The 22,419-nt window shown below is 60.1% G+C and carries 25 protein-coding genes; 8 read left to right on the forward strand and 17 right to left on the reverse strand.

Going from position 1 to position 22,419, the window contains the following annotated elements:
* Positions 1-16: 16 nt before the first annotated feature.
* Both D1222_RS13655 and D1222_RS13660 read left to right on the forward strand, forming a co-directional pair.
* Positions 17-385, forward strand: a complete 369-nt coding sequence (locus tag D1222_RS13655; RefSeq protein ID WP_119454815.1) for an EthD domain-containing protein — start codon at positions 17-19, stop codon at positions 383-385.
* Between the two features lie 40 nt (positions 386-425).
* Positions 426-788: a hypothetical protein gene (locus tag D1222_RS13660; RefSeq protein WP_119454816.1), complete on the forward strand. Its 363-nt coding sequence runs from the start codon at positions 426-428 to the stop codon at positions 786-788.
* Between the two features lie 24 nt (positions 789-812).
* Here D1222_RS13660 and D1222_RS13665 read toward each other — a convergent pair whose 3' ends face one another.
* The 3 genes from D1222_RS13665 to D1222_RS13675 all read right to left on the reverse strand — a co-directional run bounded on the left by D1222_RS13665 (position 813) and on the right by D1222_RS13675 (position 2,985).
* Positions 813-1,229 carry a hypothetical protein gene (locus D1222_RS13665; protein WP_119454817.1) on the reverse strand — a complete coding sequence of 139 codons (417 nt, stop codon included), beginning with the start codon at positions 1,227-1,229 and terminating at the stop codon, positions 813-815.
* On the reverse strand, positions 1,226-1,654 hold the full coding sequence (locus tag D1222_RS13670; protein ID WP_119454818.1) for a hypothetical protein: 429 nt from the start codon (positions 1,652-1,654) through the stop codon (positions 1,226-1,228). The genes D1222_RS13665 and D1222_RS13670 overlap by 4 nt, the downstream gene beginning before the upstream one ends.
* 119 nt (positions 1,655-1,773) lie before the next feature.
* Positions 1,774-2,985 carry an NADP-dependent isocitrate dehydrogenase gene (locus tag D1222_RS13675; protein ID WP_119454819.1) on the reverse strand — a complete coding sequence of 404 codons (1,212 nt, stop codon included), beginning with the start codon at positions 2,983-2,985 and terminating at the stop codon, positions 1,774-1,776.
* A 106-nt stretch (positions 2,986-3,091) separates the two neighbouring features.
* Between D1222_RS13675 and D1222_RS13680 the strand changes: the two genes are divergently transcribed.
* Together D1222_RS13680 and D1222_RS13685 are read left to right on the forward strand one after the other, a co-directional pair.
* Entirely contained in the window at positions 3,092-4,531 is a 1,440-nt protein-coding gene (locus D1222_RS13680; RefSeq protein ID WP_147371881.1) for a hypothetical protein, read from the forward strand.
* The gene (locus D1222_RS13685) at positions 4,528-5,280 is read left to right on the forward strand and encodes an RNA methyltransferase (RefSeq protein ID WP_119454821.1); all 753 of its coding nucleotides are present in this window, start codon (positions 4,528-4,530) and stop codon (positions 5,278-5,280) included. Before D1222_RS13680 ends, D1222_RS13685 begins: the two co-directional genes overlap by 4 nt.
* Here D1222_RS13685 and D1222_RS13690 read toward each other — a convergent pair.
* A complete protein-coding gene (locus D1222_RS13690; protein ID WP_119455181.1) occupies positions 5,277-5,720 on the reverse strand; it encodes a TIGR02301 family protein in 444 nt (147 codons plus the stop codon). The two genes, D1222_RS13685 and D1222_RS13690, sit on opposite strands and share 4 nt — an antisense overlap.
* A 162-nt stretch (positions 5,721-5,882) precedes the next feature.
* On the opposite strand from D1222_RS13690, the gene D1222_RS13695 reads away from it, so the two are divergent.
* Complete coding sequence (locus D1222_RS13695; protein WP_182481992.1) at positions 5,883-6,704, forward strand: NAD(P)-dependent oxidoreductase; 822 nt, start codon at positions 5,883-5,885, stop codon at positions 6,702-6,704.
* A 36-nt stretch (positions 6,705-6,740) separates the two neighbouring features.
* On the opposite strand, the gene D1222_RS13700 is transcribed toward D1222_RS13695, so the two are convergent.
* The 4 genes from D1222_RS13700 to D1222_RS13715 form a co-directional block, all read right to left on the reverse strand.
* Entirely contained in the window at positions 6,741-7,046 is a 306-nt protein-coding gene (locus D1222_RS13700) for a hypothetical protein (RefSeq protein ID WP_119454823.1), read from the reverse strand.
* A 69-nt stretch (positions 7,047-7,115) separates the two neighbouring features.
* On the reverse strand, positions 7,116-7,817 hold the full coding sequence (locus D1222_RS13705) for a molecular chaperone DjiA (RefSeq protein ID WP_233348774.1): 702 nt from the start codon (positions 7,815-7,817) through the stop codon (positions 7,116-7,118).
* A 94-nt stretch (positions 7,818-7,911) separates the two neighbouring features.
* Positions 7,912-8,799 carry an ion transporter gene (locus tag D1222_RS13710; RefSeq protein WP_119454825.1) on the reverse strand — a complete coding sequence of 296 codons (888 nt, stop codon included), beginning with the start codon at positions 8,797-8,799 and terminating at the stop codon, positions 7,912-7,914.
* A 71-nt stretch (positions 8,800-8,870) separates the two neighbouring features.
* Positions 8,871-9,341: a YybH family protein gene (locus tag D1222_RS13715; protein WP_119454826.1), complete on the reverse strand. Its 471-nt coding sequence runs from the start codon at positions 9,339-9,341 to the stop codon at positions 8,871-8,873.
* A gap of 118 nt (positions 9,342-9,459) precedes the next feature.
* Here D1222_RS13715 and D1222_RS13720 point away from each other — a divergent pair, with 118 nt between their 5' ends.
* Together D1222_RS13720 and queF are read left to right on the forward strand one after the other, a co-directional pair.
* On the forward strand, positions 9,460-10,500 hold the full coding sequence (locus D1222_RS13720; protein WP_119455182.1) for a calcium/sodium antiporter: 1,041 nt from the start codon (positions 9,460-9,462) through the stop codon (positions 10,498-10,500).
* Positions 10,501-10,503: 3 nt separating this feature from the next.
* Complete coding sequence (gene queF, locus D1222_RS13725) at positions 10,504-10,968, forward strand: preQ(1) synthase (protein ID WP_119454827.1); 465 nt, start codon at positions 10,504-10,506, stop codon at positions 10,966-10,968.
* Here the strand turns inward: queF and D1222_RS13730 are convergent.
* Positions 10,965-12,674: an alkaline phosphatase D family protein gene (locus D1222_RS13730; RefSeq protein ID WP_119454828.1), complete on the reverse strand. Its 1,710-nt coding sequence runs from the start codon at positions 12,672-12,674 to the stop codon at positions 10,965-10,967. The two genes, queF and D1222_RS13730, sit on opposite strands and share 4 nt — an antisense overlap.
* Before the next feature lie 86 nt (positions 12,675-12,760).
* On the opposite strand from D1222_RS13730, the gene D1222_RS13735 reads away from it, so the two are divergent.
* On the forward strand, positions 12,761-13,768 hold the full coding sequence (locus tag D1222_RS13735) for an RluA family pseudouridine synthase (protein WP_119454829.1): 1,008 nt from the start codon (positions 12,761-12,763) through the stop codon (positions 13,766-13,768).
* Between the two features lie 7 nt (positions 13,769-13,775).
* On the opposite strand, the gene ald is transcribed toward D1222_RS13735, so the two are convergent.
* From ald to D1222_RS13775, 8 genes are all read right to left on the reverse strand, one after another.
* Positions 13,776-14,897, reverse strand: a complete 1,122-nt coding sequence (gene ald, locus D1222_RS13740; protein WP_119454830.1) for an alanine dehydrogenase — start codon at positions 14,895-14,897, stop codon at positions 13,776-13,778.
* 126 nt (positions 14,898-15,023) lie between these two features.
* Positions 15,024-15,710: a phosphate regulon transcriptional regulator PhoB gene (gene phoB, locus D1222_RS13745; protein ID WP_119454831.1), complete on the reverse strand. Its 687-nt coding sequence runs from the start codon at positions 15,708-15,710 to the stop codon at positions 15,024-15,026.
* Positions 15,707-16,411 (reverse strand): phosphate signaling complex protein PhoU, encoded by a 705-nt coding sequence (phoU, locus tag D1222_RS13750; protein ID WP_119454832.1) that lies wholly within the window; start codon positions 16,409-16,411, stop codon positions 15,707-15,709. The genes phoB and phoU overlap by 4 nt, the downstream gene beginning before the upstream one ends.
* Positions 16,412-16,431: 20 nt before the next feature.
* On the reverse strand, positions 16,432-17,253 hold the full coding sequence (pstB, locus tag D1222_RS13755) for a phosphate ABC transporter ATP-binding protein PstB (RefSeq protein ID WP_119454833.1): 822 nt from the start codon (positions 17,251-17,253) through the stop codon (positions 16,432-16,434).
* A gap of 5 nt (positions 17,254-17,258) precedes the next feature.
* Positions 17,259-18,860, reverse strand: coding sequence for a phosphate ABC transporter permease PstA (gene pstA / locus D1222_RS13760; protein WP_119454834.1), 1,602 nt, complete (start codon positions 18,858-18,860; stop codon positions 17,259-17,261).
* Positions 18,853-20,259 (reverse strand): phosphate ABC transporter permease subunit PstC, encoded by a 1,407-nt coding sequence (gene pstC, locus D1222_RS13765; protein WP_119454835.1) that lies wholly within the window; start codon positions 20,257-20,259, stop codon positions 18,853-18,855. The genes pstA and pstC overlap by 8 nt, the downstream gene beginning before the upstream one ends.
* A gap of 100 nt (positions 20,260-20,359) precedes the next feature.
* A complete protein-coding gene (locus D1222_RS13770) occupies positions 20,360-21,022 on the reverse strand; it encodes an RluA family pseudouridine synthase (RefSeq protein ID WP_119454836.1) in 663 nt (220 codons plus the stop codon).
* Positions 21,023-21,026: 4 nt separating this feature from the next.
* Positions 21,027-22,400, reverse strand: coding sequence for an ATP-binding protein (locus D1222_RS13775; protein ID WP_119454837.1), 1,374 nt, complete (start codon positions 22,398-22,400; stop codon positions 21,027-21,029).
* Positions 22,401-22,419 lie beyond the last annotated feature (19 nt).

A 22,419-nucleotide genomic window follows, 5' to 3' on the forward strand; every position in this document is an offset into this window, starting at 1 on the left:
ATAAGGGAGGACTTCTATGATCAAGCTTACATTCTGCCTGCACAGGCTGCCGCATCTCAGCCGGGATGAATTCCAGACTTATTGGCGAGAGAACCATGCTCCGCTGGTCGCAAAGCATGCCAAGACGCTGGGTATTGCGCGCTATGTGCAGGTGCATGCGCTGACCCATGACTTTAACGGTGTGATGCGCGCCAGCCGGGATGCGCCGGACATGTATGACGGCATCGCGGAAATCTACTTCGAAAGCTGGGACGCGCTGTTCGAGGCGGGCCAGAACGAAGGAAATGCCGAAGCGGGCGCAGCCCTGCTAGAGGATGAGCGCAAGTTTATCGACTTGCCGCGCTCGCCTCTCTGGTTCAATGAGGAACACGTCATCATTGATTAGGGCTGGATGGACTGGCCCAGTTCATGCTTTGGTTTGCAGTATGAAACAGCGTCTTCTTGTTATCGCCGCCATCGCCGTATGCCTTCCTGCAGCGGCTGAGGAAATCTGCCGCTCCATCTCGACGAGCTGGGACACTGAGAGCGGGCAGAGCTTCAATACGCGGATGTGGACCAAGGCCGACGAAGCCGGATGCAAGATTGTCGAACACCTCATCGATGGCGAGAAGATCGAAGGCGTCGACTGCGATTGCGACCTCATTGCCGATGGCTACGAAGATCGCATTCCTCAGCCTGTGTCCGAGCGCCAGCGTGGCCGGCTGACCGATATCTGCGAAGGACCAATCGCGATCGAAGAAGCCGCGCCCATGTCCAAGCCGGGCGATCCGATCATCATCAACGGCTAGGCTTTGCCCGCTAGACCACCGCGACTAGTCACGGGGTTTGCGGCAACCATCGACTATGCGCGCGCTATTATTCGTGCTCGGCACGTCCTGCGGAACGTAGGGCAGGGCGCAGGCATGCACTGTCGTCCGGTTAAAGTCGTGGGTTTCGCGCGCGGCGTCGGCCTCTTCACGAAGGTCACTCATCGTCTCGCCCGGAGCGAGTTCAACGACGCCGCAGGTCTTCTGCAGCCCGGCAGACCGAAAGCAGTAGCGCGCATTGATCGGCTTCTCGCAGGAATTCTTGTAGGGGCCGATATCGCCGTCCCGCGAAAGACAGTCATTGGCGCCTGCATGCGCGGAAGGATTGGTGAAGCGCGACAGGATGTTGGCGCCAATCGTGACCAGTACGACAACCAGGACGATGCGCAGCCAGTTCGGTACTTTCGAGAGCAACTTTTTCATTGGCGTGTTTCCCCCTCTGGCAGGCAGCCCTGTTTCATCCGCTTTGTATTCATATCCTCGACCATGCCGGGCATGTAAGGCAGCTTGCAGGCATAGGTTTCTGCCCGAAGCAGTCCGCCGAGACGTGCGAGGTCGGCCTCAATCTCGGCCCGGTCGAAGCCTTGGCCCGGCTCCAGCCGTTTCGTCTCGCAGATGTCGTCGGCCGTCTTTGAGTAAAGGCAAAGCTCCGCATTGATCGGGAAGTCGCACGTGTTCTCAAGCGGTGGATCGGTGTCCATGATTGGGCCGAGGCATCGCTTCACTTGCCCGAGTTTTTCGGGCTGAAAGATCAGCGCCGACACAACACCAACCAGTAGCAGGCAAAAAAATGCTCCGGCTGCCCAGAGGCAGCCCGGCTGTTTTGCCCGTTCCTGTGCGTCTGACATCGATTGTCCCCCTAAGAGGCTCCTATCAGCATTCCAGGGCAAGCAAAGCAGAAATAGACAAAAGAAAAGCCCCGGCGGTATGGCCGGGGCTTCGTATTCTGGTCAAAGGGCGTGAAGCCTTATGCCATCTTCTTTTCGAGGTTCTCTGCCACGGCTTCGAGGAAGCCTTCGGTGGTGAGCCAGTCCTGATCTGGACCGATGAGAAGCGCGAGGTCCTTGGTCATCTTGCCGCTTTCAACGGTCTCGATGACGACCTGCTCGAGGTCTTCAGCGAACTTGGTGACCTCAGGCGTGTTGTCGAGACGACCACGGTGGGCGAGGCCACGGGTCCAGGCGTAGATCGAGGCGATCGAGTTGGTCGAGGTCGCTTCGCCCTTCTGGTGGTTGCGGTAGTGACGGGTCACTGTGCCGTGTGCGGCTTCAGCTTCGACCGTCTTGCCGTCTGGCGACATCAGAACGGAGGTCATGAGGCCAAGCGAACCGAAGCCTTGGGCGACGGTGTCGGACTGGACGTCGCCGTCATAGTTCTTACAGGCCCAGACATAGCCGCCGGACCATTTCATGGCAGCTGCGACCATGTCGTCGATCAGGCGATGCTCATAGGTGCCACCGAACTCAGCGAAAGCATCGGCGAACTCATTGTCGAACACTTCCTGGAACAGGTCCTTGAAGCGGCCATCATAGGCTTTCAGGATCGTGTTCTTGGTCGACAGGTAGACAGGCCACTTGCGCGACAGACCGAAGTTGAACGATGCGCGAGCGAAGTCGCGGATCGACTCGTCGAGGTTGTACATGCCCATGGCGATACCGGAGGACGGCGCGTCGAACACTTCGTGCTCGATGACGGTGCCGTCAGAGCCTTCGAACTTCATCGTCAGCTTGCCCTTGCCAGGGAATTTGAAGTCGGTTGCGCGGTACTGGTCGCCGAATGCGTGACGGCCAATGACGATTGGTTGGGTCCAGCCTGGCACCAGGCGCGGCACGTTGGAGATCACGATCGGCTCACGGAAGACGACGCCGCCGAGGATGTTACGGATCGTGCCGTTTGGCGAACGCCACATCTTCTTAAGGCCGAATTCCTCAACGCGGGCTTCGTCCGGTGTAATGGTCGCACACTTAACACCAACGCCGTATTGCTTGATGGCGTTTGCAGCGTCGACGGTGATCTGGTCATCGGTTTCGTCGCGCGCTTCGATGCCGAGGTCGAAATATTTGAGATCGATATCGAGGTAGGGGTGGATGAGGCGGTCCTTGATCATCTGCCAGATGATGCGGGTCATCTCATCGCCGTCGAGCTCGACGACCGGATTCTTGACCTTGATCTTTGCCATCGTGTGAAAGTCCTCTTAGTTGCACTGTATCCCGGGCGGCTATAGCAGAAGGGGTCGAATGGTCAAAAGCGGTATTCGCGCCTGCAACAGCTGATTGAGCGTACCCATGAAACTCACCCGACTAAGTCTTGCCGCCACGCTGAGCCTCTGCGTGCTCGCCGTGCCTTCAAATGCGCAGTCACGACAGGCAGGTCGAGACACTTCAGTGGCCAGCGTCACGGTCGGTCCGAGAGACGATGGCAACTGGTTTGTCCGTTACAGCTTCGATGCGCCGCAGCCTGTGTATGCACTCGCGCATTCGCAGACGGGCTACCGGTCCGCGACCTGGTCGCCTGAGACTGAAGGTGTTCGCCTTGGAAGGCTGGATGGCGTCGATGTGATCGTGATGGATGAACCGGTTGGTGTGATCGAGTTCAGCATCATCCCCCTGACAGGGCAGCTGCCAAATGACCCGACGCCGTTTGTCACGTTTGCTGGTGGCGGCATCGCCGTGCACGACGCGCAGTTCGAACTTGTCGGGTTCAAGGATATCGCGAGCGTCGAAGCGTTGGACGGCGATCTGGGTGCCCTGTCGTCTGACACGTTGGCGATGACCCTTACAGTCGAAGCAGAAGGGCCAGTCCTGACCAGTGCTGCTGTTTCGGAAGACACGTTGAGTGCGCCGGTGCAGGACCAGTACGTTTATATCGGAGAGGGTGAGTACGCCTCTAAGGATGGCTTCTCATTTCTTGCAGACCCTTATCTGCCGGAATGGTTGTCGTCCGGCTTGCCGGGGGCCGTTGAGGGGTTTCTTGGCACACTGGAAAGCCGGTGGGGTGCGGAGCTGGAGCGCGATATTTCTGTCATTGTTGCCTACAAGGGCGCGCAGGCGCGCGGTCTTTCGCTTGAGGGGAGCGTGTTGGGCAGCCAGATCATGCTGGAGCTGGGCGGGCAGGGCTTCTCCAACCGCAATAGTGATGCGCTCGCCTATCTGCACTGGTACACGATCCGCGAACTCGTGGGCCTGTTCCAAACCCGGAACGGTGTTGTCCTTGGTGGGCCAGAAGCTGCCTGGATCCATGACGGCTTTGCCAATTCCATCGCCTACCAGCTGATCGCATCGGATATGGATGCGCCGGACGGGTTTCTTTCATCGGTCTATCAGAATGCTTTTGAAGACTGCGTGACGACGCTCGAAGGCGGCTCGCTGGAAACCGCACTCGAGCGCGGCGCCTCCTCCGGTCCCTATGCCTGCGGCGACTTCATTGCCCTGGCGACCGATGGCTATCTCAAGCAGCGCAATCTGTTTGGCTTCTGGGATGGGCTGAGCGACTGGGCGGCTCGAAGCTCGGATCATGTGATCGACAAGCAGGTCTATTTTACCTCGCTGCAACTGATGGGGGCGACGCCAAGGCAGCGCGAACGTATTCGTGCCATCGTCGAAGATGAATTGAGCCAGCCGCGCCGGGCGCTTCGCGACCTGCTGCAGGATGCGGGGCTTGAGCCCCAGTTTACTGCCAATGGCCAGTTCCGTTCGATGGAGTGGCCGGACTATTCAGGCGAATGACTGACACAGACAAGCCAATTATTATTCTCGCGGAGCCACAGCTCGGCGAAAACATAGGCTCGACCGCGCGCGCAATGCTGAATTTCGGACTGACCGAACTTCGTATCGCGGCGCCGCGGGATGGATGGCCGAACCCGGCGGCAGAACCGATGTCAGCAGGCGCGTTTGAGGCGGGCGTCGAGGTGACGGTGTTCGACAGTGTCGAAGAAGCCTGCGCCGATCTAGGCTACCTGATCGCGGCCACGGCGCGTCCGCGCGGCATGGAAAAGCCCGTGGTGACCGCAGCTGGCGCGGTAGAGCTTGTTTGCCAGCAGTCTCTGAAAACCGGCATCATGTTCGGTAATGAGGCGCAGGGCCTCCACAATGACCATGTCGCGCTCAGCGATGCGATCATGACTTATCCGGTCAATAAGGCCTTTGCCTCGCTCAACCTGTCTCAGGCCGTCATTGTGTTCGCTCATGCATGGGGCGAGGCTGCAGGGCAGGAAGGCCGTTTTGAGGGCGCTGAAGCTGGCGTCAGTGATGTGGCGAGCCGGTCCGAGCTAATCGGCATGTTCGAGCATTTTGAGTATGAGCTGGAGCGCGCGGGCTATTTCTATCCGCCGGACAAGACGCCGCTCATGACCCGCAATCTACGCAACGCGTTTATCCGCGGTCAGTGGACCAGCCAGGAAGTTCGTACGTTCAGGGGTGCGGTGAAGGCGCTTGCCATCGGCCGCGGCAAGGCGCGGGTCAAGCGCGAGGACTAGTTCTCGCTCCCGCGCGCGCTTTCAGGAAGGTTCGCCTGTACCAGCGCATTGGCAAGTCGCTCACCCGTCGAAGCATAGACACGTTCGGCTGACACCGCGCCGTCGTCACAGGAATTCCTGCGTGCTGCCTCTGCCGAATAGGCCGTGTTAAAGGCATCGACCATCGAGGTACGCAGACGGCCCTGATAGGGCGCTTCGAGGCTCAGCAGATCCTGCATATAGCTGCGCCAGTACTGGTCATTGCGCCCATTACACAGCACGCGCAGGGCGTGGGCAGAGCCAAGCGTCGAAGAGAGGGCCACGACGTCGCGTAGATAGTCCTGGCTTCGGACGTCTGCGTATTCTCCCTCTGCCTGGTACTGGCCATGCGCTGCCTCCACTGGCAGAAAGGCCACTCCAAGCAGGCACGGGAGCGCGATTTGTACGATCTTCTTATACATGAAAGAACTTTCTCCCGGCTGGAGGCCCGTCTCAAGCCGCTGGCTGAACAAATAGCGCCTCACACCTTAAACGATAGTTCGCAATTCAGGCGCCCATGGGGCGGTGAAGGGACCAAAGGTGTCATTGCATATGGCAATACCGACGCTTTTTTCAGCACGGCCGTGCGCGACTTTGTGAAAGAGGTCTATTCCGCGCCTCGCCTTGCCTGGTTTCAATCGATTGCCGCCGGCCTCGATAACGAGTTTCTGCAGAAGGTCGGACAGAAGGCCGAAATCTACACGGTCAGCCATGTACAGGCACACGCCATCGCTGAGTGGGTTCTCTGGGCGGCTTTCGACTTCTTTGGGGAAGGGGCCGCGCGCCGGAGGTCTCAACAGGACCGGAAGTGGCAGAAGGTGCCTTTCCGTGAGGTCGGAGAGACAAGGTGGCTGATCTATGGGTTTGGCCACATCGGCGAGAATGCCGGGCGACGCCTGAAAGCCCTAGGCGCACATGTGACGGGCGTGCGCCGCTCTAGCGCGGTGTCTCCATTTGCCGACCATATGCTGCATCCAGATCAGCTGACGCCTGAGGATATTGGCCTGGCCGATGCAGTGCTCTTCTGTTGCCCGCTGACAGCGCAGACGGAAAACCTTGGCAATGCCGACTTCTTCGCGGCGATGTCGCCGGGAAGCCTGTTCCTCAATGTGGGGCGCGGCCCGCTTGTCGATGAAGACGCGCTGATAGCGGCGCTCGATCAGGGGCGGCCAGCGCATGCCGCGCTGGATGTTACCCGCCAGGAGCCACTGTCGCCAGAAAGCCCGCTATGGGGACATCCGGCCATTACGCTGACGGCGCACACCGCGCCGACGACTGAGGGCACAGACCGGCGTAATGACGAACAGTTTCTGGAAAACCTGTCCAGCTTCCTCACTGGAAAGCCACTGCGCCACGAGGTTGATGCTGCCGCATTCAAGGCGCAGTCGAGCGTATTCGGAACCTGATTTTAGAGAGCCGCAGCCGGGCGTGCGTGAAGCAGCCTAGCGTTCGACAGTCCAGCCGCGTGCGGTGCGATGGGCTTCCAGCGTGATGCCGCTTTCGTCTGTCTCACCACCGGCATATTGCGCCCGGCGCGGCGCTGCCTTTCCTGTCGTGAGCTTCAGCAGGACCGCAACGGCTGCGATGAACAGGCCAGCGGCAGCAGTGATCACTGCGATGACGCCAGCCATGAACACGATCGCGATCGCAAGCAGGCCCTTGAGTGTCCAGCGTGCCGCCTCTTTGAAGGCGTAAGCAATCCGGCTGAGGAACAGGTCTGCTGAAATCGGGGTGCGTGCTGATGTCATGTGCGTGTCTCCTGCAGACGAATGTGAAGGCTGAAAGCGCCGGAATCAATCTCTCTGCGGCGGAATCCCTCAGTTTGCCGCAATCAGGCCTCGTTCTGCCCGAATGCGCGCATAAGCGCCCGTGATGGCGGCAGCCTTGTCATGCGCGGCGAGTTCAAACTCGCGCGGGGCGCCATTCCCGACAATCCGGTCGGGGTGGTTATCTGCCATCAGGCGGCGATAGGCGCGGCGGATGTCGTCGAAGGCAGCGTCATGTGCGACACCGAGGATGTGGTAGGGATCATCGCGGTCCGGCCCGAGATGGCTCGCCCGGATGCGCCGGAAGGTCGTTTCGTCAAAGCCGAAGGCCTCTGAAACTGTCCGGAGATAATCCATCTCGTCGCTGGTCACTGCGCCATCGGCGCCGGCGATCATGAACAGTCCATCGAGGACGCCTTCGAGCAGACATGGGCGCGCGGAGTATTTCTTGCCGATCTTGCGGGCGTAGGCTTCGTATCCGCGCACTGTCTGCTGGGCGATGCGGAAGACGCGCCGGACCTGTGCTTCGTCCTCGGGCGAAGCACGAAAGATGCGCGAGAACATCATCACTTCGGCATCGCTGACCCGGCCATCCGCCGCCGCCATCTTGGCGCTGAGACCGATCACCGCTGCGGTGAAGCCGACATCATTGGGATCAGGCGCGCAGGCCTGTTCGCTCCCGACCGGCTCTTCCGGCGTATCGGGATCGAAGAGGCGTTTTCCGCCATCGATGAGCAACTGCCAAAGGCTCATTAGACTGCCAGTATATTCGGATCGGGCTTGGGGGACAGTAACCTATACTCACAAATGACGATAATAAGCATTACGAGTTCGTGAGAATTCACTGCTATTCGCTGGTCTTACCGTGGCTATCACGCCGATCAACGGCGGCGCGCAGGCTGGCCATTTCCTCCCGCAGGGAGGTCAGCAGTTTCAGGATCTCGTCACGCTCTTCCTCGGCGTGCTCGACGTCTTCCTCGATGTCTTCCAGCAACTCATCGGTCGCGGCTCTCTGCTCAGCGGCGAGGGCTTCGACGACGAGGGCGATGAAGAGGTTCAGGACGGCGAAACTCGCGATGAAGATGAAGGTGATGAAGAAAAGCCAGGCCCATGGGTGGCCGTCATCGATAACCTTCTGGACAACTTCGAACCGCCATCCATCCATCGTCATGACCTGAAACAGCGAGAAGGCAGAGCTTGGCAAATCGCCGAAAAGCTCCAGCACTTCTTCATTGTCGGTGTTGCCGTACATGTTGGTCGCCATGACGGCGTAGACGTAAGTCAGCAGGGCCAGGACAGCGACGATGGCGCCCATGCCCGGCAAGGCTTTCAGGAGCGCTTCGGTAATGCGCTTCATCATCGGAACGACATGGAGCAGCCTTAGCACCCGCAAAACGCGCAGCGCCCGCAGGACGGAGAAGGCTTCGCTTCCCGGCGCCAGCGATATGCCGACGACGATGAAGTCGAACCAGTTCCAGCCGGAGCGGAAGAAAAGAAGGCGGTAGACGACGAGTTTCAGGAAAATCTCGACCGCGAAAATATAGGTGATCGCCCGGTCGATGCCGTTAAGGGAGACGACCAGCGTAGGCGGCAGGTCTTCCTGATAGGTGAGAATACCCAGAACAATCGCGTTCAGGATGATCAGCGCCGTGATCAGATTACGAAACCAGATGCTTTCGATGGCTGCTTCCAGCCGCGATGTATGTGTCTCAAGATCTAGCGTAGCGCGCGCCATCCTGTTCGCCCCCATTCACGATGCCTGCTGCCGTCTTCGCCTGTCTATGTCGAAGCAGCCGCCAAGCGCAATCAGTCTGCCGAAGTCGTTGTGTCGCTGATAATCTGCCAGTCGCCGCCAATCTTGCGGAAGACGAGCGTGAAGAGGCCCGACGGGGTGTCATTCTCGCGTGTAAGCTGCCAGCGACCATGAAGCACGGCGGCATCTTCGGACAGAACGACGGTTTCTAGTTCAGTGAACGACAGCGTGCCCATCGCCTCGCGCGTGTCGTACCGCGCCTTGTAGCGCGCAAGCGTTGGCTCGAACCCGCGCGTGACGGTGCCGCCTGAAGCGAAGCGCAGTTCGGATGAGCGCAAATAGCCATCCATGAAGGCGTCGATATCGCCGCGATTCCAGGCATTAGCCTGCTTCTGGATCACAGCTTCGATGCGCTCGGTCTGAAGCGAAGCCGAGTTCGCAGGAACGCTGGCTGGCACTTGCGAGGCACAGGACGCCAGAAAGAGACAGGCTGCGAGAAGTGGGGCCTGGTATGCAAGACGCATTGATTTTCCTTTCCATTCACGCGACCAGTGTAGCCGTTTAATCCCGCAAGGGAATTCGCTGCAGTGATTACCTGTCGCGCGAGAGCAGAATGCCGTTCTGGTTGGGAGATAGATGGACATGACAATGATGATTGGCCTCATTATCGGCGGCCTGGTCCTGCTGTTTGCAGGCGGCGAATTCCTCGTGCGCGGATCGGTTGGCGTCGCGCGCAGATTGGGGATGTCAGAGCTCCTTATCGGCCTGACCCTGGTGGGGTTCGGCACATCCATGCCTGAACTTGTCACAAGCCTTCAGGCGCTGTCTGACGGCGCGACGGGCCTTTCAATCGGCAACGTAATTGGTTCGAACATCGCAAACGTGTTGTTGGTGATCGGGGCGGCGTGCGTGATTTCACCCATCGTCACAAACCCGCGAGCACTCGCTCGCGACGGTCTGTTCATGGTGGCTGTCACCGCTGTTTTCGCAGCCGTCATCTGGATTGACGGTTTCACCCGAATGACGGGTTTCGCCTTCATCGGTGTCCTGGCTGTGTATCTCGTTCTTTCAGTGCTCCTCGATAAGCGGAAGGGATCTGCAGCAAGCGAGGTTCATTCCGGCGAAGCAGAGGTCGTCGAGACCAGGGAGCCTCTGCTGATCTCATTGCTGCTCGCTCTGGGCGGCATTGCTGGTGTGATCTTTGGGGCGCGTTTCCTGGTGCAGGGCGGCTCTGATCTGGCGCGCATGTTCGGCATTTCGGAGACCGTCATCGGCCTGTCCATTGTTGCTGTCGGGACCAGCCTGCCAGAGCTTGTGACCTCCGTCGTGTCTGCGCTGAAGGGAAAAGCTGATGTCGCTCTCGGCAATGTCATCGGCTCCAACATCTTCAACATTCTGGGCATCATGGGTGTGTCGGCTGCGGTCTTCCCGTTTAGCCTCATGTCCACCCAGGAGCCTGCCGCCGGAACGCCCGTCGACGTCAGCGCCATGGAATATGGCGAGATGACAAGCCTCGTCACCATGCAGGACATGGGGGCGCTGGCCCTGTCCGTTTTCCTGCTTGTTCTGTTTGCATATACCGGGCGAAAGCTGGCGCGCTGGGAAGGCGCAGTCTTGCTTCTTGCCTATGCGGTCTACATGTCGCTCAGCTTCGGCATTCTGCCGCGCATCGGAGGTTTCTGATCCATGAGCGATAATATCTATACCGGTCTTGAACAGCTTGGCGGGTCAAGCGCCATTCCCGCTTCGCCTCAAGCGGCAGAGCTGGAGCGTGTGAAGAACCCGCATGCGGGAACGCTTTATCTGGCGCGCTTTACCGTGCCGGAGTTCACGTCGCTGTGCCCTGTCACCGGTCAGCCGGACTTTGCGCACATCGTTATCGATTATGCGCCGGGCGAGTGGCTGGTCGAGAGCAAGAGCCTGAAACTCTACATGACCTCATTCCGCAATCACGGCGCCTTCCATGAGGATTGTACCGTAGCCATCGGCAAGCGCCTGCAGGACCTGCTGGACCCGACCTGGATGCGGATCTGCGGCTACTGGTATCCGCGCGGCGGTATTCCGATCGATGTCTTCTGGCAGACAGGATGTCCGCCAGAAGACCTCATCGTTCCGGACACAGGTGTGCCGACCTATCGGGGCCGCGGCTAGGCGCGTTCGAGCGCCGTCATGCCGTCGTCGGTACGGGTAGCACGGAAGCGGGCGATAGAACCCGTGGTGTAGGACTGGTCGCGAACGCCAGAGACTTCGACATATTCCGAGGTCACATCGTCCGCGGTCAGCGTCACCAGCGTGTAGCCGTGGCCGTCCACCTTGTACCAGTTCACATCCTCGTTGGCGGCCGCAAACTGGTCGCCAAGGTCCGGCACGTCCTTGATGTAGGTGCCAAGGCCGGGCGAGGTGACCGAGGTGCAGCCAAATTCGACCCCGCGGGGCGCGCCGGCGCTGTCATGCAGCGTATTGGCCCAGGCAGTGTGCGTGTCGCCGGTCAGGGTTACGAGCCGTGCATTTGACGCCGTCGCCGATGCGTAGAGGCGCTCACGTGCGGCGGGGAAGCCATCCCAGGCATCAAGGTTGAAGGGTAGGCCAAGCTGGCTGAACGGTATCATCTGGGCGACGTATCCGCTCTGCGCGGCTTTCTGCGCATCGGTCAGCGTTTCCATCAGGTTTGGCGGACGCACACGGGCCATGATGACCTGATTGGCGAGGACCTGCCATGTCTTGCCGCTTGAGACAGAGGACTGCAGCTCGCCGTCGAGCCATTCTTCCTGAACCCGGCCAAGCATGGTGCGGCTCTCATCGCTGACGCGCCCCATGACGTCCTGCGCCTTTGCCGGGATGGCGTCAGGGGCAACGCCAGCCAGTTCTGCGCCCCATGAGATTTCGTCCGAGCGGCCTGTCAGGCGCGACTCCAGGCAGAAGACGCTGGCGGTGTCGCCAAAGCTGAAGCTGCGGTAGATCCCGCCTGTGGCGCGGCCCACTTCCGGGTCGCGAACTGGCATCCATTCCAGATAGGCCTGAACGGCAGCCTGCTTACGGTCACTCCAATTGCCTTCGGTTTCCGGCTGATGGTTTTCAGCGCCTGTCCGGTAGGAATTGTTGGTGCTTTCGTGGTCGTCCCAAGTGCATATCCAGGGGGCGACGGCGTGGGCGGCCTGAAGCATCGGGTCGCGCTTGTACTGGGCGTGCCGGGTCCGGTAGTCGCCGAGTGAGACGATTTCCATCGGCGGCTCGTGGTTGCGGTCAATTTCCTGACCAGCCTGGCCGCCATAGCCGTCGACGCCGTACTCATAGAGATAGTCGCCAAGATGGATCACGGCGTCGAGGTCCGTGCGCTTGGAAATGGCGTCATAGACGTTGAAATAGCCGAACGGGAAATTCGAGCACGACACGACGGCGAAGGTTACAGGCGGCTTGCCTGAGGCAGGGGCGGTCTTCGTCCGCCCGACGGGGGAAACGACATCGCCGGATGTCGTGCGGGCCATGAACTGGTAGAAGTATTCAGTGTCGGCCTGCAGGCCCTGAATGTCTGCCTTGAGCGTGAAGTCGCGCGCGGATGTGGCGTTCAGCTGGGTTTCTGCTGCGAGCATGCGCATCGCTTGATCGCTGTAGAGGCGGACAGTCACTGGCACTGGTGACTGCGAATCTTCATCATCCGGTGTGACCCGTGACCAGACGATGACGCCATCGCTGAGCGGGTCGCCAGATGCGACGCCGTGGTCAAAGCTCACCTCGCCTGCGAAGGCCGCGCGGTTGTCGACCAGCGGCGTGTTGCCCGTGGTTTCGGTGGCGCAGGCAGCAAGACCCGCCGCGCCCGCGCTGAAACCTAGAAAGTGACGTCTGGAAATCTTGCTCATTGTAGCCCGCTCCTCAGGAATCGATTTTCGCCTGTCTACAGCGCGATCATGACGACTCCGCGAAACAAGGTCTATAAGCTGTCCCGATGAACACACTCACTGCCACTGCGACGGATGCGGACAAGGGAACGAGGCTAGACCGATTCCTGTCCGAAGCCTTGCCGGAACTTTCGCGGTCTCGCGCGAAAGCCTTGATCAAGGAAGGCGCCGTCAGCCTTAACGGCAAGACGGCCGACGATCCGAAGGCCGGCGTGTCGCCAGGCGATACCTACACGCTCGACATGCCGGACCCGGTGCCAGCGACACCAGAGCCTGAAGACATCCCACTCGATATCCTTTTCGAGGACGAGCACCTCATTCTGGTGAACAAGCCTTCAGGTATGGCGGTCCATCCTGCGCCGGGCAGCTGGCAGGGCACGCTGGTGAACGCCTTGCTTCATCATTGTGCTGGAGAGCTGCCCGGTATCGGAGGCGTCGAACGGCCCGGCATCGTGCACCGGATCGATAAGGGCACCACAGGCGTCCTCGTCGTTGCCAAGACCGAGCCTGCCCACGCAGGACTGTCGAAGCTTTTCAAGACGCACGATATCGACCGGACCTATCTCGCCATCACGCGCGGGGCGCCGCGCCCGCTGGTCGGCACGGTAGACATGCGTATTGCCCGCTCCACTAGTGACCGCAAGAAAATGGCCGTCATTCGCGATGAAGAGAGCGAAGACGGGCGTCACGCTGTCACGCATTACAAAGCCAAAGAGACTTTCGGTGAACTCGACAAGGGCGTTGGTCTTCCAGCGGCGGCGTTGATCGAATGTCGCCTGGAGACCGGCCGCACGCATCAGATCCGCGTGCATCTGGCGCATATCGGTGCCCCGCTCATTGGCGATCCGACTTATGGCCGCCAGCGCGGCATCAAGGCGTATGGGTCAGGTGAGGCCTTCATCGACGCGACAACGCGCGCACGTCAGTTCGACAGGCAGGCCCTGCATGCCGCCAGCCTTGGCTTCGTTCATCCAGTGACGGGGGAAGACGTCTTCGCCGAAGCGCCGCTGCCGCCTGATATGGACGGGCTTCTGTCGGCGCTTCGGAAGATCTGACGAGGGTCTAGCCCTTAGGCTTGAACCAGTCGGGCAGCTTGTAGGTCATGCCGAGGTCCTGAGCGACCTGTTCATGCGTGATGTGGCCTTCAGCCACGGTGAGGCCATTGGCGAGGTGCGCGTTGGAGTTCAGCGCCTCATGCGTGCCCTTGTTCGCGATCTGCAGGACAAAAGGCAGCGTGGCGTTGTTCAGCGCGTAGGTTGATGTACGCGGCACGGCGCCCGGCATGTTGGCGACGCAATAGTGCAGGATGCCGTCGACATCATAGATGGGGTCTTCGTGCGTGGTCGGCTTCGAGGTCTCGAAACAGCCGCCCTGGTCGATGGCAATATCGACAAGCACAGCGCCCGGCTTCATCGTCTTAAGCTGCTCGCGGGAGATGAGCTTTGGCGCCGATGCGCCCGGGATCAGAACTGCGCCGATCACGAGGTCAGCTTCCTTCACGGCCGCATCAAGCGCTGCCTTGGTCGAATACATCGTCTTCACCAGACCGTTGAACTGGGCGTCGAGCTCTGCGAGGCGGTTATTGTTGCGGTCAAAGACGGTGACGTCGGCGCGCATGCCGACAGCGATTTCTGCGGCATTGGTGCCGGACACGCCGCCGCCAATGATGACGACTTTGGCAGGCTGCACGCCGGGTACGCCGCCAAGCAGAAGACCGCGGCCGCGCTTCGTGCGCATCAGCGCCCAGGCCGCAACCTGCATGGACATACGACCGGCAACCTGGCTCATCGGGCGCAGAAGCGGCAGGCCGCCAGCGGGCTCGGTGACGGTCTCATAGGCGATGGCGGTACAGCCGGATTCGATCAGGCCTTTTGCCTGAACCGGATCGGGTGCGAGGTGCAGATAGGTAAAGAGCGTGTGCTCAGGCGTGAGGCGTGCGGTTTCCTCTGGCTGAGGCTCCTTTACTTTCACAATGAGCTCGGCAGACTTGAACACTGCGTCTGCGTCCGCGACGATTTTTGCACCGACATCGGTATAGGCTTCATCGGCAAAGCCGGAGCCGAGGCCCGCACCTTGCTGGACGAAAACTTCGTGGCCGGAATTGATGAGGTCGCCAACGCTCTCAGGCGTCAGGCCGACACGCGATTCCTGCTTCTTGATTTCAGTCGGCACACCAATGCGCATCGTCAGTCTCCTGCATAAGATTTCGCGGACGGTATGCGCTGTCAGGCGGTAAGTCTTGCCAATTCACATCGGCGCAGGAACACGTCGCGACAATAATTTCCCCGGCTTGGCGGGTCAGACAGAAGCCTAATTCGATCGCAAGGAATAACCAGCCGCGCGCACGGTCCGGATCGGGTCCTCGCCGCCCTTGCTCATCAGCGCCTTGCGGAGCCGGCCGACATGCACATCGACTGTCCGGACCTCGACATAGACGTCCGATCCCCAGACACCATCAAGGAGCTGCTCGCGAGAGAACACACGGCCCGGATGCTGGATGAAGTAATCAAGCAGACGAAATTCGGTCGGCCCGAGATGGATCTCTTCGCCATTGCGGCTGACTGTGTGCGTCGTCCGGTCGATGGAGATGTCGCCCACGGTGACGCGGTCATCGACGAGGGCAGGGCGGATACGGCGGAGGACAGCGCGCACGCGGGCCATCAGCTCCGTCGTCGAGAATGGCTTGGTGACATAATCGTCTGCGCCGGTATCGAGGCCTCGAATACGGTCGCTTTCTTCAGAACGGGCCGTCAGCATGATCACGGGCAGATTGGCGGTTTCAGACTTGGATCGGATGCGGCGGCACACCTCGATGCCGGGCACCTTTGGCAGCATCCAGTCGAGCAGGACGAGATCTGGCAGGCGCTCCTCAAGCAGGAGCATCGCCTCGTCCCCATCGGGGGCGACGGCAGTGTCGTACCCTTCACGTTCCAGATTGTAGCGGAGCAGTTCGGCGACTGCTTTCTCGTCTTCAGCAATCAGGACGAAAGGCTTCAACGCTGCTCTCCCTCGTCATTGGCAAGCCGGGATTCGACCTTGGCGCCGGTCGTCGCTTCGCCGGTGACCATGTAGTAGACGGCCTTGGCGATGTTGGTGGCGTGGTCGCCGATCCGCTCAAGGTTCTTCGCCATGAAGATCAGATGGGTGTTCGAGCCGATCTGGCGCGGGTCTTCCATCATATAGGTCAGCGTCTCGCGGAAGAGCGAGGTATAGTGGTCGTCGATATCGTCATCCATATCGAGCACCATTTTCGCCGCTTCGATGTCCTGGCGCAGATAGCAGTCCAGCGCCATCTGAAGCTGATGGGACACGGCGCGCGACATGCGCTCAATGCCTTTGACGGCGGCGCGGTTTTCGTCGCCGGTGAGTTCAAGACAGCGCTTCGCGATGTTCTTGCAGAGGTCGCCAATACGTTCGATGTCGCCAGCCAGCTTCATGGCGCCGAGCACCGCGCGCAGGTCGCCCGCCATCGGATGGCGCAGGGCGATCAGGCGGATGATTGCGCGCTCGGCCTCGACTTCAAGTTCATCGATGGAGCGGTCGCGCTTGATGACGTCGCGGGCAAGCTCGAGGTCGAACGTCGCAACGGCGCGGCTCGCATCCATGATCATGCTCTCGGCAAGACCGCCCATGCGCAGGAGGTTTGCCGAAAGGTGCTCAAGCTCATCGGTAAAGGCTGTAACAATATGGTCAGGCATATCGGGTGTCTCTCTGCCGCTTAACCGAAGCGGCCAGTGATATAGTCTTGCGTGCGGCCATGCTCAGGATTGGTGAAGATCCGTTCGGTATCACCGTATTCAATAAGCTTGCCGAGATGGAAGAAGGCCGTCTTCTGCGAGACGCGAGCGGCCTGCTGCATGGAGTGGGTGACGATCACGATGCAGTAGCGCTCACGCAGCTCGTCGATCAGCTCCTCGATCTTGGCGGTCGCAATCGGGTCGAGGGCCGAGCACGGCTCGTCCATCAGAATGACTTCTGGGCTGACAGCGATGGCGCGCGCAATACAGAGGCGCTGTTGCTGGCCGCCGGAGAGACCGGTGCCCGGTGCCTGCAGGCGGTCTTTCACTTCTTCCCAGAGACCGGCCTTGCGAAGCGAGTTCTCGACGACCTCGTCCATCTCTGCCTTGCCGGAGGCGAGGCCATGGATGCGCGGACCGTAGGCGATATTGTCATAGATCGATTTCGGGAACGGGTTCGGCTTCTGGAACACCATGCCGACGCGCGAACGCAGCAGGACCGGGTCTATGGCCGGGTCATTGATGTTCGCGCCGTCCATGAAGATCTTGCCGGTGACCTTGGCCGACTCGATCGTGTCATTCATGCGGTTCATGCAGCGCAGGAAGGTCGATTTGCCACAGCCCGATGGGCCGATGAAGGCGGTCACAGACCGGTCTTCGATCTCGAGCGAGATGTCTTCGATGGCCCGCTTGTCGCCGTAATAGACGTCAATGTTCTGGCAATCGACCTTGATTGGCGCAGAGGCGGTGTCTGCACGAGCGGAGGATTTGGTCTGGGTGAAGTGTTCCATATTTCCGTCCATGGTGACTACCATCTCCTTTCAAAGCGGCGTCTGAGAATGATCGCGATCAAATTCATGAGAACGAGGAAGACGAGCAGCACGATAATTGCGGCTGCGGTCTGCGGTTCCCATGCGCGCTCTGCACCCGTCGACCACTTATAGATCAAAACGGGCAATACCGTCGACTCGTCCATCGGGCCGTCGGGAACTTCTGCAACGAAGGCGACCATGCCGATGAGCAGAAGTGGGGCGGTTTCGCCGAGGGCGCGGGCCATGCCGATAATGGCGCCCGTCATGATACCTGGCGCTGCTAGCGGCAGCACATGATGGAAGACCGACTGGGTCTTCGATGCACCAACTCCTAGCGCTGCTGTGCGGATGGAAGGCGGCACAGCGGTAAGCGCTGCGCGCGATGCGATAATCACCGTCGGCAGGACCAGAAGGCCAAGTACAAGACCACCGACCAGCGGCACAGAGCGGGGCAGCCCCATGAAGTTGATGAAAACAGCTGCGCCAAGCAGGCCGAAGACAATCGACGGTACAGCGGCAAGATTGTTGATATTGACTTCAATCAGTGCCGTCAGGCGGTTCTTCGGCGCGAACTCTTCAAGGTAGACCGCTGCAAAGATACCAACTGGGATGGCGAGGAGCGCCGTGACCAGCATGGTCAGAAGCGAGCCGATAATCGCTGCGGCCGTGCCGGCGAGTTCCGGATAGGTGCTGTCTGAATTGGTGAACAGGCTGGTGTTCAACACCGATTTAACGCGGCCTTGCGTCTGCAGGATCTTGGTCCAGGCAATCTGACGGTCAGTGACCGTGCGGTTTTCCTGGCTCTGCGCAAGAACGAGGGCCTCCATCTCGGCGCCTTCTGCAGGCAGCACGCGCGGACCGGCGAGATAGGTCAGCGATAGGTTGCGGCCTTCGGAGCTTTCCATCCGGTACCAGGTGTTGCCAGCCTTGATCAGGGCAACGGCCGGAGCATCGTCGACATCGGTACGGGTGAGTTCGGTAAGCGCTGCGCTGAGCTTTTCAGCGTCGTCCTGCGAGGCCAGTGTCAGCGTGACGCCATCCTCGGTTGAGCCTTCTCCGGCTGCAACAGTGCCAATCTCGACAGATTTACGGGCGCTGACGCCGCCCTTTAGAAACAGATCAATGTCATCGGCAAGCGCGACATTGAAAATCTGCTCAGACCCAATGGTCTCTGGGGCATCGGCGGTGGCGCGCGCAATCGGCAGGACGGCGAGCCGGGTGAACACGCCATAGAGTTCGCGCTGATCGTTGCGATCAGCATCATCCGCGAGGAATTCGTCAGCCAGCTGGTCCTGCAGCATGAGGTTAAAGCCGCTGACATTGCGGGCGATCGCATCCGGGTCACGCGTGCCTTCCGGATCGACATAGCTCGCCTCAATGTTGAGGTCATAGCTCAGTACATGACGCGAGAACGCGCTGCTGGCCTGTCCAAAGATGGAGACCAGCAGGGCGACAAGCGCGACGATCGCGATACCAATTGCAAGTTGGCCGTACAGCTTGAAACGCGCTTCTGCGGCGTGGCGCTTTTTCAGGCGTTGCAGCGCTTCTTCGGTAACGAAGGAGCCGGTGTTCGCTGGGCCTTCAGTCGGGCTACTCATATTTTTCCCTGTACTTCTTGACCACGCGGAGCGCGATTAGATTGAAGATCAGCGTGACGATGAAGAGCACGAAGCCGAGCGCGAAAGCGGACAGGGTCTTGGCGCTGTCGAACTCTGTATCGCCGGTCAGCAGGGCGACGATCTGGACGGTAATTGTCGTAAGGTCGGCCGTCGGGTCCGGCGTGATCTGGGCGCGCTGACCCGCAGCCATGACAACAATCATCGTCTCACCGATAGCGCGCGAGACGGCCAGCAGCAGGGCAGCAATCACGCCCGGCAGGGCAGCCGGCATCACGACCTGTTTTACGGTCTCCGACTTGGTAGCACCCATGGCATAGGCACCGTCGCGCAAGGTCTGCGGCACCGCATTGATCACATCATCCGAGAGCGACGACACGAATGGGATGATCATAATGCCCATTACGAGACCGGCGGCGAGCGCGCTGGTCGGCTGCGCAGCCAGGAAGCCGTCCGGAATGAATGGTAGGCCGTTGATCCAGGTGGCGCTTGATCGAACAATTGGCGCCACGAACTGAAGCGCGAAGAAGCCATAGACCACTGTCGGGATACCAGCGAGCAGTTCGAGGATGGGCTTGACGATGCTGCGGACGCGTGGGCTTGCATATTCCGACAGGTAGATCGCCGAGAACAGGCCGATCGGCGCGGCGACGAGCATTGCGAGGAATGCGATCAGGAAGGTGCCGAAGAAAAGCGGGATGGCGCCGAAATCTGCGCCCGTCTGCGCATTCCACTCGGTGCCGAAGAGGAAGCTGAAAACATTTACGCGTGAGAAGAAGCGCAGCGCTTCGAACAGCAGGCTCGCAACGATACCGATCGTGGTCAGGATGGCGATCGCGGCGCAGAGGAAGAGCAGGAATTTGATGCCGTCTTCGACGCGTGCCCGTGCACGGAAGTCACCGCTGAGACGGCTGCGGCCGAAGAAGAAGCCACCGGCTGCAGCCAGAACGGCGAGCAGGATGGCGGCGATACGCGAGAGACCTACAAGGTTGGTGTAGCGATCCGATGCCGCGTCGAAGAGGGCATTGCCTGTCGCCGTGGCGTCGCGGCGGGTCGCGTGTTCGGAGATGCGGTCAATATACTGGCCAAGCTCCAGATCGCCGAGCGCGCGGATGCGTTCCGGAAGTTCACTGGCGAACTGCGCGCGAACAAGGGATTCGCCGAACAGCATGTAGAGGAACAGAATGATCGCCGCCGGCGCGATCGTCGCCATTGCGACAAAGTAGCCATGATAGTTTGGCTGTGAGTTCAGCTGGGATGTGTAGCCACGAGCGATGCCCACGGCCTGCGTGCGACCTACATAGAAGGCCATGAAAGCAGCCGCGGCGAGCACTGCAAAGAGCAGCCAAGCGACGGGCAGATGTCCGAAAGTTTCCAGCATTCCGCTGCGCACCCAATAGAAGCCTTTGGGGCCTCATAACGGCGCTGATTGACACATATGTGACACATACTGATCACAAGCGTGTGTTGGTGCTGCTCTCCTAAAGGTGGAACGACGCAGTGCTCAGAAATTTCAACGGTTTTCCAGTTTCTGGATGTGTGAAATCAAGCTGGCTTGCATGCAGGCAGAGCCGTCCCGAGCGACATGCGCTGTCATAAAGTCGATCACCGAGAATCGGGTGACCGATTGAGGCGAGATGAAGCCTCAATTGGTGGGTTCGTCCGGTCACCGGCTGGAGCTTCAGATGCGCGATGTTTTCTGCCTGCACTTCTAGCGACCAACGTGTCCGCGCTGGCTTGCCGGACTCAAGATCGATGCGCCGGCGCGGACGGTCCTGCCAGTCTCGCCCGATTGGAAGGTCAATCTGACCCCTATCACTTTCCATCTGGCCCTTCACGAGGGCGTCATAGGTTTTTGAAACCGTCCGGTCTGCAAACTGCTTCGCCAGGCTGGATTGGGCTGTCCGATGGCGAGCGACGACAATCAGTCCTGACGTGTCGAGATCCAGCCGGTGAATATCGAGCGCTGAACCATACCGGTCGGCAAGATAGGTAAGCACGCTGGCATGCTTGTGGCCTCCGCGTCCCGGAACTGAGAGGAGCCCGGCAGGCTTATCGGCGACGATGAAGCTCTCGTCAGCATGGATGATGTCGAGCGCCTCTGGTGGGGGCGGGCAATAGTCCGGCTCCGGTGGGACAGGCATGGCTTCAGCGGTTGGTGGCCGCGCTGCCTTCAAGGCATGGCAGCCAGACACCAAAGCAGGCGCCTTCACCTTCTTCACTCGCAACAGCAAGGCCGCCGCGGTGACGCGCCATGATGTGCTTGACGATGGCCAGCCCCAGCCCGGTGCCTTCAATGTCGCCGCCGCGGCTTTCATCGACGCGGTAGAAGCGCTCACCCAGCCGGGAGAGGTGCTGGCGCGCGATGCCAACCCCTTTGTCGGTGACGCTGATCCAGGCGGCAGCAGCTTCAGACGACGCGCGCGGCTGTAGCAGCACCGAACGAATAGCGTCTTCGTTCGTCCCGGTCGCGAGTTTGGCCGCATCAGCCATGCTGCGCGCTGTCCCGATGTAAACGGTGACCCGCCCGCCTTTGGGCGAATACTTCATGGCGTTGCTGATCAGGTTCTGGACGACCTGCGCAAGTTCGTCCCACTTTGCGGTGACCCGGATTTCCCGTCCAAGACCCTCAAGAGACAACTCGATTGCCCGTTCGGCAGCGAGTGGCTGAAGCGCCAGCACCGTCTGGCTCAGGACGTCACCCAGATCGATGACGGTGTCAGGAGCGCGATGTTCGCTAAACTCGATCCGGGACAGCGAAAGCAGATCAGAAACGAGGTGGCGCATCCGGTCGGTCTGCTTATGCATGATCTCCAGAAAGCCGTCCCACGACTCCCTGTCGTCGCGGGCGGGGCCGCGCATGGTTTCGATAAAACCGGCAAGGGCGGTCAGCGGTGTGCGCAGTTCATGGCTCGCATTGGCCAGAAAGTCGGCGCGGGCCCGCTCCGCGCGGTGCACGGCCGTGCGGTCTTCAAAGACAACGAAGACGCTGGAGGCTTCGGGGCCTGGGGTGAGGTGAGCCAGCCAGAGCTCATCGCCGTCAATGGCCATGAATTCCACTCGCTCGCCCGCACTGCTGCGCGAAACCCTGTCAGTGGCTGCAAGAACATCCGGCTGGCGGATGATGACGGATTTGAGCGCGCCCTCAATGTGCTTGATGCGAAAGAGGTCAGAGATCTTCTTGTTGGCGGACTCGATACGCCCTTCGCCAGAGATGTAGCAGGCCGGAAATGGCAGCGCGTGAATGAGTGAACGCACGGACGACTTCATCGCCTCATCACTCGCCTGCAAATCATCGACGGGGGCGATATCTATGGTCGGCGGTGCAGAACCAACGAAGTAGGCTAGCGCGCCCAGCGAAAGCACAATGATCGCCGTCACGCCTTCGAAGATACCAAGGGCGCCCGTGATCATCATGAAGGCAAGCAGGCCGCTTCCCGCTATGCCGAGCACGAAGAAATCGCGGATCCTCTCTGCCCGGCGCAAAGCTGATTGATTGGGGTGCTGACGAATGCTTGCCATATCACTCCAAACCAAGAAA

This window comes from Henriciella algicola, from assembly GCF_003576245.1.
GTDB classification, from domain to species: Bacteria; Pseudomonadota; Alphaproteobacteria; order Caulobacterales; family Hyphomonadaceae; genus Henriciella; species Henriciella algicola.